At 55.1% G+C, this 13,302-nt stretch carries 15 protein-coding genes; 13 read left to right on the forward strand and 2 right to left on the reverse strand.

Annotated features, from left to right (window positions below):
• Nucleotides 1-5: 5 nt before the first annotated feature.
• Nucleotides 6-407: a type IVa pilus pseudopilin TppA gene (gene tppA / locus G5195_RS07550; protein ID WP_100654567.1), complete on the forward strand. Its 402-nt coding sequence runs from the start codon at nucleotides 6-8 to the stop codon at nucleotides 405-407.
• Nucleotides 408-410: 3 nt separating this feature from the next.
• Here the strand turns inward: tppA and G5195_RS07555 are convergent, their stop codons facing one another.
• Complete coding sequence (locus tag G5195_RS07555; protein ID WP_100654566.1) at nucleotides 411-800, reverse strand: type IV pilin protein; 390 nt, start codon at nucleotides 798-800, stop codon at nucleotides 411-413.
• A gap of 95 nt (nucleotides 801-895) precedes the next feature.
• Here G5195_RS07555 and G5195_RS07560 point away from each other — a divergent pair, with 95 nt between their 5' ends.
• The 8 genes from G5195_RS07560 to luxS all read left to right on the forward strand — a co-directional run bounded on the left by G5195_RS07560 (nucleotide 896) and on the right by luxS (nucleotide 8,508).
• Nucleotides 896-1,447, forward strand: a complete 552-nt coding sequence (locus tag G5195_RS07560) for a pilus assembly FimT family protein (RefSeq protein WP_421222225.1) — start codon at nucleotides 896-898, stop codon at nucleotides 1,445-1,447.
• A 20-nt stretch (nucleotides 1,448-1,467) separates the two neighbouring features.
• Nucleotides 1,468-2,055 (forward strand): PilW family protein, encoded by a 588-nt coding sequence (locus G5195_RS07565; protein WP_216954532.1) that lies wholly within the window; start codon nucleotides 1,468-1,470, stop codon nucleotides 2,053-2,055.
• Nucleotides 2,056-2,059: 4 nt separating this feature from the next.
• Nucleotides 2,060-3,166: a PilX N-terminal domain-containing pilus assembly protein gene (locus G5195_RS07570; RefSeq protein ID WP_216952861.1), complete on the forward strand. Its 1,107-nt coding sequence runs from the start codon at nucleotides 2,060-2,062 to the stop codon at nucleotides 3,164-3,166.
• An 8-nt stretch (nucleotides 3,167-3,174) separates the two neighbouring features.
• The gene (locus G5195_RS07575) at nucleotides 3,175-5,283 is read left to right on the forward strand and encodes a type IV pilus modification PilV family protein (protein WP_421222223.1); all 2,109 of its coding nucleotides are present in this window, start codon (nucleotides 3,175-3,177) and stop codon (nucleotides 5,281-5,283) included.
• A gap of 73 nt (nucleotides 5,284-5,356) precedes the next feature.
• Nucleotides 5,357-6,979: an NAD+ synthase gene (locus tag G5195_RS07580; protein ID WP_421235999.1), complete on the forward strand. Its 1,623-nt coding sequence runs from the start codon at nucleotides 5,357-5,359 to the stop codon at nucleotides 6,977-6,979.
• Between the two features lie 9 nt (nucleotides 6,980-6,988).
• Entirely contained in the window at nucleotides 6,989-7,327 is a 339-nt protein-coding gene (glnB, locus tag G5195_RS07585) for a nitrogen regulatory protein P-II (protein WP_005308848.1), read from the forward strand.
• 50 nt (nucleotides 7,328-7,377) lie between these two features.
• Complete coding sequence (locus tag G5195_RS07590; RefSeq protein ID WP_421222221.1) at nucleotides 7,378-7,980, forward strand: transglycosylase SLT domain-containing protein; 603 nt, start codon at nucleotides 7,378-7,380, stop codon at nucleotides 7,978-7,980.
• A gap of 18 nt (nucleotides 7,981-7,998) precedes the next feature.
• Complete coding sequence (luxS, locus tag G5195_RS07595; protein WP_005340462.1) at nucleotides 7,999-8,508, forward strand: S-ribosylhomocysteine lyase; 510 nt, start codon at nucleotides 7,999-8,001, stop codon at nucleotides 8,506-8,508.
• Nucleotides 8,509-8,832: 324 nt separating this feature from the next.
• Here the strand turns inward: luxS and G5195_RS07600 are convergent, their stop codons facing one another.
• Nucleotides 8,833-9,450 (reverse strand): type II secretion system protein, encoded by a 618-nt coding sequence (locus G5195_RS07600; RefSeq protein WP_421172251.1) that lies wholly within the window; start codon nucleotides 9,448-9,450, stop codon nucleotides 8,833-8,835.
• 41 nt (nucleotides 9,451-9,491) lie between these two features.
• On the opposite strand from G5195_RS07600, the gene G5195_RS07605 reads away from it, so the two are divergent.
• From G5195_RS07605 to deoC, 4 genes are all read left to right on the forward strand, one after another.
• The gene (locus G5195_RS07605; RefSeq protein WP_216952865.1) at nucleotides 9,492-10,271 is read left to right on the forward strand and encodes a TatD family hydrolase; all 780 of its coding nucleotides are present in this window, start codon (nucleotides 9,492-9,494) and stop codon (nucleotides 10,269-10,271) included.
• Nucleotides 10,272-10,487: 216 nt separating this feature from the next.
• The gene (locus G5195_RS07610; RefSeq protein ID WP_005340466.1) at nucleotides 10,488-11,762 is read left to right on the forward strand and encodes a NupC/NupG family nucleoside CNT transporter; all 1,275 of its coding nucleotides are present in this window, start codon (nucleotides 10,488-10,490) and stop codon (nucleotides 11,760-11,762) included.
• Nucleotides 11,763-11,887: 125 nt separating this feature from the next.
• Complete coding sequence (locus tag G5195_RS07615) at nucleotides 11,888-12,058, forward strand: XapX domain-containing protein (RefSeq protein ID WP_005340467.1); 171 nt, start codon at nucleotides 11,888-11,890, stop codon at nucleotides 12,056-12,058.
• 424 nt (nucleotides 12,059-12,482) lie between these two features.
• The gene (gene deoC, locus G5195_RS07620) at nucleotides 12,483-13,256 is read left to right on the forward strand and encodes a deoxyribose-phosphate aldolase (protein ID WP_005340468.1); all 774 of its coding nucleotides are present in this window, start codon (nucleotides 12,483-12,485) and stop codon (nucleotides 13,254-13,256) included.
• Nucleotides 13,257-13,302: the final 46 nt, after the last annotated feature.

Raw genomic sequence — 13,302 nt, forward strand, 5'->3', positions numbered from 1 at the left:
TTGGCATGGAACGTGGTTTTACCCTGATTGAGTTGATGATAGTGGTCGCAGTGGTCGCCATTCTGGCCGCGATCGCGTATCCCAGTTACAACAACTACATGGCGGCTGCCAAGCGGGCCGAAGCCAAGGCAGTGTTGCTGGAAGCGGCGCAATATCTGGAGCGGGAGTTTACTGCCAATGGCAATTACGACGCCGGTAACCTAGCCTCTGCCGGCTTGGCGACCCTGCCGAGGGATGGGGGGGCTGCGTATTACAATGTAGCGCTCAATGCCAGTGGGGCCCGTTATACCCTGACCGCCATTCCGACAGGTGTGATGAATGGCGATCCCTGTGGATTGTTGACTCTCGATCAGAGCGGACTGCAGGGGGTATCACGAGCCACCATGACAGCCACCGAATGCTGGTAGCGTTCAGTTCCAGCACTCGGCAGGCGTCTTGATGTCGGCCTTGTTGATAGTCAGGGTATCACAGGCCGTATTGCCGGCCTTGTCGCCGACCTGGGCCCCCTTGCTGGTGGCCACTAGTGTGTAGGCGGTGGCGCTGGCGCCAGAAATGCTAAAGGTGTAGTAATCGCTGGTTGGGTTGCCCACACTGGCTATCGCACTGCTGTAACTGGCATTGGAGATGCGAAATTCTTCTTGTTTGAGCTGCATGGTCAGCAAGCCCTTGATGGCATCGGCTCGACGAGATTTACGCAGACCGTCAGTAAAGCTCGGGTAGGCGACAGCGGCAATGATGGCAACGATGGCAACGACCACCATCAATTCCAGCAGGGTGATTCCGGATTGTTTGATTCTCATGGGCGCGGCAGGGTTCGTTAAACAGATAGATACTATAGGATAGTACTGACATCATACTCTACTGGCATGTGCGAAAAGAAAGGAGTCTTTAGCCAATGGAATTCGCAGAGGGGCGCTCAGCCGGTTTTACCATGATTGAATTGATGATCGCCATGGCTCTGGTCGCCCTGCTGCTAACCGTAGCCATCCCCAGTTATCAGTCATTGCGCCAGGAGCAGATGGTCAAGGCGGCTACCCAAGCCGTTTACACGGATATCATGCTGCTCAAGTCTGAGGCTATCAAACGTAATAAACCGATAATCTTCAAGATATTCAATGCGGGGCAGGCCAATTGGTGCTATCGCATCGCTCTTGATTCGGCATGTAATAGCTGCTCGGATTCATGTTCTGCTATTGAAGGTCGCAAGGGCGTCGATGCCAGCGAGTTTAACGGCATTACTCTGACGACAAACTATGAATTATCCGGTTCTGAAAATGCTCTTGAAATCAATAACCGTAGAGGCTCATTCAAAGATCTTCACGGCAGTGGCGGTTTGGGCAATGGTTCTATTTGTCTGAAGAACGGGACCTCTGAGCACAGGGTTATTATTGCCACAAATGGGCGAGTGAGAACCGAGTCAGTCACGGGGAGCTCTCCATGCGATTAGGTCTAGCACGAGGCTTTAACATCGTCGAGTTAATGGTGGCCATGGTCGCAGGTCTGTTTTTGGTTGCAGCCGTAACATCCTTGTTCGCCACTATTCTCAAGGCCAATCAAACATCGATGCAGGTAAGTCGTCTAAATCAGGAGTTGCAAAGTATCACGGACATGATTGCCCGTGATGTACAGCGAACTGGTTACGATCAGGGAGCTACTGTGTTTCTCAATGCTGCATCAGGCTCCAGATCCCCCTTCTATTTTGATACTGGCAGCGACCTGATGAATGAGACGATCACTGGTTCCAAGATTTATCGCTGTATCCGGCTGAAATACGATGATGATAACAATGGAACCCTCGGTGCCAATGAGATCTTTATTTACAGCTACGACAGTACCGACAAAGGGGTGCAGCTCGGTACCAGTTGCAGCACGGGGAATTTACTCAGTACCGATGACACCATTGAGGTGACTGACCTCACTTTTTCGCTGCTTGGAAGCAGTGCGTCGGCTGGCGCGAGAACGGTGCGCTTGGCCATATCGGGTCAGTTAAAGGCAAATAGTGCACTTAAACTCACCTTGCAGCGTGATATCAAGCTGCGTAACGACGGGTATTGATGCCATGAAACGTTATCTTGGCTTTACCACATTCACTATTACGCTGCTGCTTATTGTGATCCTGCTTGGCATCTCTTTGCTGGTGGGCAAGCTGATGGTTGCTGACCGTCGTGTCAGTCTTAATGAAGTACAGTACCGGCAGGCGTTGGCACTGGCCGAGCTGGGTCTCTCGGATGGGGTCGGACGGCTTGCGCAGGATGCAGCTTGGCGCACCCCCAGTAGCGGTATATCTATCACTGTTTCGGCTGGCAATTATACCCTGTGGGCTCTGGATGAACCGACCGTGATTGTCGGTGGGGCGAACGTAGTTCCGGTTAAAGTGCGCACTATGGCAACCCTGGTGGACAGTACCGCCAATGCAGAGGTTGAGGTGAAGGCCATCAAGATAAGCGTGTTGGCCGGCACTCCCGCAGCCCCCCTGACAGTTGCCGGTGGTATGGCAGTATCCGGCAACTTCACTGTGGTGGCCAACCCTAACGGTGGGGGGCCAGGGGTTCCGCTATCTGTCTGGACGAATGGCAATGTGGATTTGACCAATGGTTCTGGTCAGACTTGCCACCAGGGAGACTACAGCGGCGGGTGCAGTACCTACATTAGCCAGAAGGGTGATAAGCAGTCGGACATCAAAGATAATGATACGGCATTCCCCACAGACCTGGTCTGGTATCTGTTTAACGAGAATGATGACGCTACGGGGTGGGCCAATCTGGAGTCACGAGCAGTACAACGGTTGAATAATTGTGACTCGCTCTCGACCGCCTCAAGCGGCCTTATTATCGTCGATGGAGACTGCAAACCGGGTGGGTCTATCGGCTCGGTTGCTGCGCCCGTGGTACTCATCGTTCGCAATGGCAATCTGATGGTCAATGGAAGCGCTACCCTCTATGGGCTGGTGTTTGCCTATTCATCCACACCTGCTACGGCGACTACTGATATCAGCTTGAAGGGGGGGGCTATCGTCAACGGTGCCGTGGTGGCCAACTATCAACTGGGCAAAACGGCTAACGGCACCTTTGATGCCAAGTATGATCAGGCGGTGTTGAGCAATATCGAAAATGGGGCTGCGTTTCAGAGCATCAATCTGGTGCCTGGTAGCTGGCGCGACTGGTAGGAGCATGTATGAAACCGCACAAGGGATTTGGGCTGTTAGAGATTTTGATCACCCTGGTTCTGCTGGGAGTGGGGGTCGCAGGACTGGTGGCTATGTCTCGTTCGTTGCTCAATACCTCCCAGGATAGCCGCCGTTATGAGGTAGCCATGCGTCTGGCGGAGTCAAAACTAGATGCGTTTCGTACCTTCAATGGAGTGGTAAGCGCGGTTTCACCGCTTACTGCTTATAACAGTATCGCGGCAGGTTCCAGTTCGGCGACACCTCCTGATGGCGGTGGGACTTATGCCCTTAGTTGGAGCGTCAGTAATCAGTACTGGAATGGCTCTGGCTGGCAGACGGCTATCCCGGCGGGTTATTTGCATGCCTATCCTGGCCGAAAGGTGGTCAATGTCACTGTCAGTTGGAGCGACAGCGTCGGGCAGTCCCATTCCTTGTTGCTTTCCGGTGCGGTATCGCCTGCTGAGTCATTAACCCAGAATCAGTTTAACGGGGGGTTGGATACCAGTCGTGAACCGCCCCATGTGGTTTATACCCCCGGGGTCGCGCCCGATGTCATTTCCATCCAGATTGACCAGGAAGGGCGCAAGCAAGAGACCAGCAAGCCATTGCCCACCGTGACCTCCAAGGATGGTTCTGTTGGCAAACTGGTGCAATTCGAGACTGTTACCTATAAGCCAGACAATGGTGGCAATACTCAACAGGTTCTGCAGGATCTGGCATCGGTCTCCTGTTCCTGCAGTTATGGCTCGAGTGTCAATGCCTACCTGCCCGGTAAGGCCATTTTGACCAGCAGCAACCTGTTGTACTGGAATGTGGGCTCCCAGGTTACCAAGCAGACCGGGGTACTCAACAGCAGTGTCAGAGATCAACCGAGTCTCTGCACCAGTTGCTGCAAGGATCATTTCGATGGCAGCGGCAGCAGTTTCGAACAGTTTTACGCTCCACTCAATACCAGTCGACTGCGTTACAACAGTGGCCTCTCATCGGTCAATAGTGGCGATTATGTGGATGCCTGCCGCTTTGTCAGACTTGATGGTTACTATCGCCCGCTGCCTGACTGGAACCTGATCAAAGTTGTCGTGACCAGCGCTGATTTTCTTGCCAAGCCCGCAAACCAGACCAGCTATCAGAACTACATCAAGTACGTAGTTACTACCTACATCACCTGGCAGAAAAACACCCTCAACTGGACCGCAAACCCCACGGCCACGCCGCCGACGATCACCGAATTTGCGGATTGGTTGCCTGCCAATGCTGCGACAGGGGGAGATACCAGCACCAAGATCACCATGAATACGGGGACCGCCCAGTTGATTGCTAGAGGTATCTACGTGGATCTGCTCGCGCCGGACAGTCTCTCGAAGCTCGATCTGACTTCTCAGGATCTGTTGGCCAAGGTTCCGTTTCAGGATATCAATCTGACCATGCTGGCGGAGTGGAGCTTGGTGCCATTGAGTGGCCAGTTGACTGGCAGTGCCTCTGACTATGTCGGTGTGACCAACGAGCCGGTCAAGACAGTCGTTGATCTTGGCAGCTATTATTTTGGTAGCTACAGCCGTGGTTATCTGTCCGCCAAGAAGAGCACCAAGGATGCATCCAACGTGTTGCAAAGTGCATCGATCAAGGTGACGGCCTACCAAGGTAACTCGGGGATCACAGCTTCACTTATCTCACCGGTAGATCGAAGTGAGGCCAAGGTCGCCACCATGCCTATCTCGATCGATACCAGCTCCCAGACTGTGCCAACTCTCACTGTATCGGGACGCATAGAGTGTCTTGAGCAAGGGAATGGCAACAATACTGCGCCAGTATCTTGCGGCAAAAATACCTTCAGTGGCTTGAATGTCAGTACCACAACTTCGGGGGCTACTTGCCGTATTGATAAACCCCAGGCTAACAACCAGCCGGCTACCTATGTCTGTACGGCAGCGCAAAATAGTAGCTTGGTGGTGAACTTCTCCTACAGTGCACAGGGCAATAAAACTTACTTGTTGAAACCTGCTTCCCTCAGCATCGCCATGACGCCACCCGCCAACGGTCAGGTGATTAGTGGTCCTTGTGCCCTGCTGGTGGATAATGGTGTAACCAATGCAGCTAATCTAAGTTGTACCCCTTGAATCCGGGGCGCTGGCACAGCCAGCGCCTTTTCTTTATCATTCCCCATCATTTTCGAATACAAGATGCATCGCCATGGCAAAAGCCCTCTCTCTGATGCTTGCCCAGTTGAATCTGACGGTAGGCGCCATCGAAGATAACACTGACAAAGTGCTCGCTGCGGCGGCTCAGGCCGAGCAGCAAGGTGCCGATCTGCTGGTCTGCTCCGAGCTGGCCCTGACCGGCTATCCACCGGAAGATCTGCTGCTGCGCGCCGATCTGATGATCCGGGTCGAAGCCGCGTTGGCTCGTGTTGCCGAATGGCAGGGCAACTGTGCCATTTTGGTGGGGCATCCCTGGCGTGAAGGGGAGGCGCTCTACAACGCGGCGTCACTCTATGAGCAGGGCAAGCTGATTGCCCGTTACTTCAAGCAGGACTTGCCCAACTACGGCGTGTTTGATGAGAAGCGCTACTTCACCGCGGCAACCGAGACCTGCGTGGTGCCGTTCCGTGGTCACCAGCTGGGGCTGCTCATCTGTGAAGATCTGTGGCAGCCGGGTCCGGCGCTGGCTGCCAAGGCGGCGGGTGCCGAGCTGCTGCTCACCATCAATGCGTCGCCATACGATCAGGAAAAACCCTGGATCCGCCGCGAGCTGATGGCCGAGCGCTGCGATCAGACCGGTCTGCCGCTGGTTTACCTCAATCAGGTATGCGGTCAGGATGAGCTGATTTTTGACGGCTGCTCCAAGGTGTTCAACAGCCAGGGCGAGTTGACCCACAAACTGGCCCCGTTTGCCGAAGAGCTGGCGCTGGTACGTTTTGCCGATGGCCAGCCGGTGAAAGAACGGGAGCCCGCTGCGCCGCTGGAACCCTTGGCCGAGACCTATCAGGCGCTGGTGCTGGCGGTGCGCGACTATGTCACCAAGAACGGTTTCCATGGTGCCGTACTGGGCCTATCCGGCGGTATCGACTCGGCGCTGACGCTGGCCATCGCGGCCGATGCCATCGGGGCCGACAAGGTGCAGGCGGTGATGATGCCGTTCCGCTATACCGCCCAGATGAGCGTGGAGGATGCCAAGGAGCAGGCCGAGCGGATGGGGGTTGAGTTCAACATCATCTCCATCGAGCCGATGTTCGAAGGATTTATGACCCATCTGGCGCCGTTGTTTGAAGGTACCGCTCGCGATACGACCGAAGAGAACCTGCAGGCCCGCTGCCGCGGCGTGCTGTTGATGGCGCTCTCCAACAAGCGTCGCCGTATCGTGCTGACCACCGGTAACAAGAGCGAAATGGCGGTCGGTTATGCCACCCTGTACGGTGACATGGCGGGCGGTTTCGACGTGCTGAAAGATGTGCCCAAGACGCTGGTATTCAAATTGTGCGAATATCGCAACTCGGTCGACTATGTGATCCCGCAGCGGGTTATCGACCGTCCTCCTTCAGCGGAGCTGGCGCCGGATCAGGTGGATCAGGATAGTCTGCCCCCATACGACATCCTCGATGCCATTCTCAAGTGCTACGTGGAAGAGGATGCCTCGGTCGCCGACATGGTGGCGGAGGGCTTCGAGGAAGCTGTGGTACGCAAGGTGATCCGACTGGTGGATCTCAACGAATACAAGCGCCGTCAGGCGGCGGTCGGGCCCCGCATTACGGCTCGCAACTTTGGTAAGGATCGCCGTTACCCCATTACATCCGGGTTCGGCAAACAGAACTGGTAAGGAGTCACCATGAAGAAGATTGAAGCCATCATCAAACCGTTCAAGCTGGACGATGTGCGCGAGGCCCTGGCAGAGATCGGCATCAACGGCATGACCGTATCCGAAGTCAAAGGCTTCGGCCGCCAGAAGGGCCATACCGAGCTCTATCGCGGCGCCGAATATATGGTCGACTTCCTGCCGAAAGTGAAGGTGGAGCTGGTGGTGCAGGATGAGGATCTCGATGCTTGTCTGGAAGCGATCCAGAACACCGCCCGCACCGGCAAGATTGGTGACGGCAAGATCTTCGTTTGCGAGGTGGAGCGCGTCATTCGTATCCGTACCGGCGAAGAGAACGAAGACGCTATCTGATGTCGTTTTTGCCTCGTTATGTTCAGGAGAGCAAATCAAGTTCTGCTCTGATGTCCCGAAAGCGCATGGTGGCGGTGGCAGGCCTGCTGGCAGTACTCACTGCGTGCAGTACCCGCCCGCCGGCTCAGCCGGAAAACCTGTGCCAGATCTTTCGCGAGAAGCCGGAGTGGCACAAGGCCGCGCTCAAGATGAACGAGAAGTGGGGGACGCCGATCCATGTGGTGATGGCCATGATGTATCAGGAGTCCTCCTTCGTACACGACGCCCAGCCGCCGATGGAGTATTTCCTCTTTATTCCGACCGGGCGGGCGAGCTCGGCTTATGGCTACGCTCAGGTGAAAGACGAGACCTGGGCTGATTACCAGCGAGAGACCGGCAATAGCTGGAGCGATCGCGATGACTTTGCCGACGCCATCGATTTTATGGGCTGGTACACTAACAAGGCCCAGCGGCTCAATGGCACCTCCAAGTGGGATGCCTATGGCCAGTACCTCAACTATCACGAAGGGTGGGGTGGCTACCGGCGTGGCAGCTATCGCAGCAAGGGGTGGTTGATGAAAACCTCGCGCAAGGTAGAGGCTCGCGCCCAGCGCTACGGCGCCCAGTATCGACAATGCAAGGATCAGCTCTCCCGCGGGGGCTGGTTCTGGTAACCCAATCAGGAGTCAGAAATGCCGTTATTGGACAGTTTTACCGTTGACCACACCCGTATGGAAGCGCCAGCGGTGCGTGTGGCCAAGACTATGCAGACCCCGAACAAGGACACCATTACCGTGTTCGACCTGCGTTTCTGTGTGCCGAACCAGGAGATCCTCTCCGAGCGCGGTATCCATACGCTGGAGCACCTGTTCGCCGGTTTTATGCGTGATCACCTGAATGGCAACGGCGTGGAGATCATCGATATCTCCCCCATGGGTTGCCGTACCGGCTTCTACATGAGCCTGATCGGCGCGCCGGACGAAGCCCGTGTTGGCGCAGCCTGGCAGGCGGCCATGAGCGACGTGCTGACCGTGCAGGATCAGGCCAAGATCCCCGAGCTGAACGAGTATCAGTGCGGCACCTACAGCATGCACTCGCTGGAAGAAGCGCACGCCATCGCCCGTCATGTGCTGGAGCGTGGCATCGGTGTTAACCACAACGACGAGTTGGCTCTGCCGGAAGAGAAACTGAAGAGCCTTTGAGGCGGATGAGCTATCGCTCATCTGATAACCTCTTCAGGGAATCTTAAAAGAGCCGGTCAGCCATGCTGACCGGCTCTTTCTATCTCAACCGACCGCAAAAATTGGGATGGCTTGCTCCCCTTGTCGACTCTGATTAGGATGGTTTTTGACCTGAACCTGTTGGCGGAGGTGTGACGATGAAAGGGGTATTGCTGCGTTGGCTGGCCCGTTACGATGCGTGGTGCGAGGAGTGGGGGCTCACTCAGGAGAACCGGCGCTGCTGCACACCGGTTCGTTATAATGAGGACTCAAGCAAAGAGCGAGCTTGCGCAGAAGAGGCTGAGCTCAATCAAAATTGCGGGTCACGGCACCGGTAACACTGTTGTACTCGAAGCCGAGGCCGTTGGGGTGATCCGGGAAGCGGCCGATAGAATCACGCAGGATATAGCGGCAGTTGTGATGCTCTAACCCTCCGATCTCAGTTTGGTCATCTGCAATAATAAGTTCGGAACTATAGTCGGTTTCAGTGTTGTTATTGTCTAAGTCAGGAACAGTCTGCTCTGTATCAAGTAATCCAGTGAAGAGTAGCTTGCAGTCATCTTCGTTGTTAACAGAGATCTGGTTTTCGTTAGAGCCAGGTGGAAATGTTGTATCTGGCGCTTGGTTATAGTCCTCTTTCGTGCCTACAGGCCAACCATAGCGATTAATATCAAGATCGCCTTTGCCAAAGCTACTCAAGTTGTAGAGCCCGATAGACTCCCCCTTCACTTTCACCGACCAGCCGGCATTTGCCAGTTGAACTGCACTGGCAAAGCTGCCAGCAGTCGCCGAGACCGTGCTTTTCAGGGCATCATCCTTGATATTGATAAAGCGTGGCAGGGCGGTGACGGCCAGGATCCCCAGCACTATGATCACCAACACCAGTTCAATCAGGGTAAAGCCGTTGTTTCTGTTGTTCATCATGTTCAATGACCCATTAAATACCGCAAACAGGTGTGAGTGATATGCAGCTGATAGATACCCATTGCCATCTCGACTTTCCGGTGTTCGACCAGGACAGGGAGGCGCTGCTGGCCCGTTGCCGGGCATTAGGGGTGACGCAGTATATCATTCCTGCCATCGCAGAGGATAACTGGACTCGTGTGATGGCACTGGCAGATCAGCATGACGGCCTTTTTTATGGTTTGGGCATTCATCCCTGGTATACCGGTGAGCAGCGGGAGGGGGTGATGGAACGGCTGCGAGCGTTGGTGATGAGTCAACCTGCCAGGCTGGTGGCCATTGGTGAGTGCGGGCTGGACCTCCGTTCTCACGTGCCGCAGGAGGGGCAGCTTGCGCTGTTTGAGGCTCAGATCCGGCTGGCTGCTGATGCTGGGCTCCCCCTGATGATCCACTCGGTGCGCGCCAATGACACTGTGGTCAAGCTGTTGCGCCGCTTCAAGCCGCCTCGTGGCGGGGTGATTCATGCTTTCAGCGGTTCGTTGCAGCAGGCGGAGGCTTTCTGGCAACTGGGCTTTCGGCTCGGGGTGGGCGGGGTAATCAGTTTTGAGCGGGCGAACAAGACGCGAGAGGTATTTCGTGCTATGCCGCTCGAGGCCCTGGTGCTGGAAACCGATTCGCCCGATATGCCGTTACAAGATGAGCAAGGCACTCGGAATACCCCGGAAGCGCTGCCGAAAATAGCTGAAATATTGATGACTTTGCGGGAGGAATCATCGGTAGATGTTGCTAAGGTGTTATTTGAAACTGCCCGGCATATTTTCCATCACGACCCATTGCCATGAAACAAATTCGCAACACCTGATTTAGTTGTCAGGAAAAAAAATGAGCGTAAAAATCGTTTGCTGTCTAATTTTGTGACACTTGGACATTTTGATAACGATAAAATGTGACCAGCATTCTATTTTATCGGACTTTAATTAGTATAATGCGCTCCCCTTGATTAGTTGGGTTTAATAACAACTCGCTAACAAGCCAGGTGCTACTAGAGGAAGATAATAATGAATTTGTTCATGGGTCTGGTAGGGATGGCGACGCTCGTCCTTATCGCGGTGCTGTTCTCCAGCAATCGCAAGGCAATCAACGTGCGTACCGTTGTCGGTGCGTTCGCAATTCAAGCCGGTCTGGGGGCGTTTGTTCTCTATGTTCCGGTTGGTCGCGATATCCTGGTCGGCGTGTCCGACGCGGTATCCAGCGTGATCAGCTACGGCCAGAACGGGATCGACTTCCTGTTTGGCGGTCTGGTCAGCAACAAGATGTTTGAAGTGTTCGGCGGCGGCGGCTTTGTCTTTGCCTTCCGTGTTCTGCCGGTCATCATCTTCTTCTCTTCCCTGATTGCCGTGCTCTACTACCTGGGCATCATGCAGATGGTCATCAAGTTGCTGGGCGGCGGTCTGCAGAAAGTACTGGGAACTTCCCGCACCGAATCCCTGTCTGCAACTGCCAACATCTTCGTCGGTCAGACCGAAGCGCCGCTGGTGGTTCGTCCTTACATCGCCAAGATGACTGACTCCGAGCTGTTCGCTGTCATGTGTGGTGGTCTGGCTTCCGTTGCCGGTTCCGTACTGGCCGGTTACGCCTCCATGGGCGTGAAGATGGAGTACCTGATTGCTGCCTCCTTCATGGCTGCACCGGGTGGTCTGCTGTTCGCCAAGCTGCTGGTTCCCGAGACCGAGACCCCGAACTACGACGAAAGCTCTGCCGATGCCGAGCTGGATGACAAGCCTGCCAACGTCATTGACGCTGCTGCTGCTGGCGCTTCTGCCGGTATGCAACTGGCCCTGAACGTCGGCGCCATGCTGCTGGCCTTCATCGGTCTGATCGCCATGATCAACGGCATCTTCTCCGGTGTGGGTGGCTGGTTCGGTTATCCGCAACTCTCTCTGGAACTGCTGTTGGGCTGGATCTTCTCCCCGCTGGCCTTCCTGATCGGTGTGCCCTGGAATGAAGCAGTGGTTGCCGGTTCCTTCATCGGTCAGAAGCTGGTAGTGAACGAGTTCGTGGCTTACCTGAACTTCGCTCCGTACCTGAAAGACGAAGTGCTGATCAACGGTGTGGCCATGTCCGATCACACCAAGGCGATTATCTCCTTCGCACTGTGTGGTTTTGCCAACCTCTCCTCTGTTGCCATCCTGCTGGGTGGTCTGGGGTCCATGGCGCCGAACCGCCGCGGCACCATTGCACGCTTTGGTCTGAAAGCCGTACTGGCTGGCTCTCTGTCCAACCTGATGTCTGCCACTATCGCAGGCTTCTTCCTGGCACTGTCCGGCATGTAATCGCCGCCTGACTGACAGGGTATAAACACGAACGCCACGGCATCTGCCGTGGCGTTCGCGTATGGAGCGGTGACAACCGTTTTCCTATCTAAACTAATAATAAAATGAGTCAAATCGGAGGTTATATGAATGAAGTGCTACTGGCGATGGTGGCCGGCTTTATAGTTGGTTTGTTGTTTTCTTTCCTCAAATTGCCGATCCCGGCGCCTCCCGTTTTGTCCGGGGTAATGGGGATCGTCGGGGTCTATCTGGGGGGATTGGCCTACTCATGGATCCTGACCCGTTTCTTTTCGTAAGGCTTTTTTAGACCTGGATTTGTCAGATGTGAGGTACCTCTGAAATTGGCAAATCCGGCTTGCAAACAGGGGGTATCTCGGCTGAAATAGGCGTTGCCAGCAGGGTGCTGGCAATGACTAATACTCGATGAAATCGGGTGTTGGCGGTCAAATGGAATTGATTGGGAAGTCGGGTCAGATGTTGTCGGCCTTTCTCAAGTCTTCATGGAACCAAGTCCGCACTTTTGTAAGAAAGTGACAGGGCTCTTGCCTTATTTACAGTCGCAGTGCCTGCAGGGTGTTTTGAATAGCATCCCGATAGTGCCGGTGCCTTCGCACTGTAATTCCATTCCCGTATAGCTGGGGATTACTGCCTGTGCATCCATCGCTGGATGGTATGGTGGTGCCCGGTTATCTGGATTAAATCGAGACTTTGGAGAACAGAATGACTGATCTGAAAGTGGCCGCTCAGCGCGCTCTGAACCTGATGGACCTGACCACCCTGAACGATGACGACACCGATCAGAAGGTGATCGACCTGTGCCATAAGGCCAAGTCACCGGCTGGCCTGACCGCCGCCGTCTGCATCTACCCCCGTTTTATCCCTATCGCTCGCAAGACCCTGCGTGAGATCGGCGCTGCCGACGTACGCATTGCGACCGTGACCAACTTCCCGCACGGCAACGACGACATCGAGATCGCCGTGGCCGAGACCCGTGCCGCGGTCGCCTACGGTGCCGACGAAGTGGACGTAGTGTTCCCGTACCGCGCCTTCATGGCTGGTAATGAACAGATCGGTTTTGATCTGGTCAAAGCCTGTAAAGAGGCCTGCGGTGCCAACGTGCTGCTGAAAGTGATCATCGAAACCGGCGAGCTGAAAGAAGAGGCGCTGATCCGTCGCGCTTCCGAAATCTGTATCGATGCCGGTGCCGACTTCATCAAGACCTCCACCGGCAAGGTGCCGGTCAATGCGACCCCAGAAGCGGCACGCATCATGATGGAAGTGATCAAGGCCAAGAATCCGAAAGTCGGCTTCAAGCCTGCCGGTGGCGTGAAAGATGCCGCCGTTGCCGGTCAGTATCTGGCCATGGCCGAAGAGATCCTCGGCAACGACTGGGTATCTGCCCGTACCTTCCGCTTTGGTGCATCCAGCCTGCTGGCCAGTCTGCTGGCCACTCTGGGGCATGGCGACAAGCCGGCCAACACCAGCGGTTACTAATAGGTTGATGAGAGGGCGGACTGCTGTCCGCCCTGTTAGCCCCCAC

Source organism: Aeromonas sp. 601039 (assembly GCF_049174415.1).
Lineage (GTDB): Bacteria > Pseudomonadota > Gammaproteobacteria > Enterobacterales > Aeromonadaceae > Aeromonas > Aeromonas veronii_A.

What these genes read in the sequence shown, in the direction of transcription:
- tppA (WP_100654567.1), top strand. Translation starts at nt 6, where the DNA reads ATGGAACGTGGTTTTACCCTGATTGAGTTGATGATAGTGGTCGCAGTG.
- G5195_RS07555 (WP_100654566.1), bottom strand. Translation starts at nt 800, where the DNA reads ATGAGAATCAAACAATCCGGAATCACCCTGCTGGAATTGATGGTGGTC.
- G5195_RS07560 (WP_421222225.1), top strand. Translation starts at nt 896, where the DNA reads ATGGAATTCGCAGAGGGGCGCTCAGCCGGTTTTACCATGATTGAATTG.
- G5195_RS07570 (WP_216952861.1), top strand. Translation starts at nt 2,060, where the DNA reads ATGAAACGTTATCTTGGCTTTACCACATTCACTATTACGCTGCTGCTT.
- G5195_RS07575 (WP_421222223.1), top strand. Translation starts at nt 3,175, where the DNA reads ATGAAACCGCACAAGGGATTTGGGCTGTTAGAGATTTTGATCACCCTG.
- G5195_RS07580 (WP_421235999.1), top strand. Translation starts at nt 5,357, where the DNA reads ATGGCAAAAGCCCTCTCTCTGATGCTTGCCCAGTTGAATCTGACGGTA.
- glnB (WP_005308848.1), top strand. Translation starts at nt 6,989, where the DNA reads ATGAAGAAGATTGAAGCCATCATCAAACCGTTCAAGCTGGACGATGTG.
- G5195_RS07590 (WP_421222221.1), top strand. Translation starts at nt 7,378, where the DNA reads ATGTCCCGAAAGCGCATGGTGGCGGTGGCAGGCCTGCTGGCAGTACTC.
- luxS (WP_005340462.1), top strand. Translation starts at nt 7,999, where the DNA reads ATGCCGTTATTGGACAGTTTTACCGTTGACCACACCCGTATGGAAGCG.
- G5195_RS07600 (WP_421172251.1), bottom strand. Translation starts at nt 9,450, where the DNA reads ATGATGAACAACAGAAACAACGGCTTTACCCTGATTGAACTGGTGTTG.
- G5195_RS07605 (WP_216952865.1), top strand. Translation starts at nt 9,492, where the DNA reads ATGCAGCTGATAGATACCCATTGCCATCTCGACTTTCCGGTGTTCGAC.
- G5195_RS07610 (WP_005340466.1), top strand. Translation starts at nt 10,488, where the DNA reads ATGAATTTGTTCATGGGTCTGGTAGGGATGGCGACGCTCGTCCTTATC.
- G5195_RS07615 (WP_005340467.1), top strand. Translation starts at nt 11,888, where the DNA reads ATGAATGAAGTGCTACTGGCGATGGTGGCCGGCTTTATAGTTGGTTTG.
- deoC (WP_005340468.1), top strand. Translation starts at nt 12,483, where the DNA reads ATGACTGATCTGAAAGTGGCCGCTCAGCGCGCTCTGAACCTGATGGAC.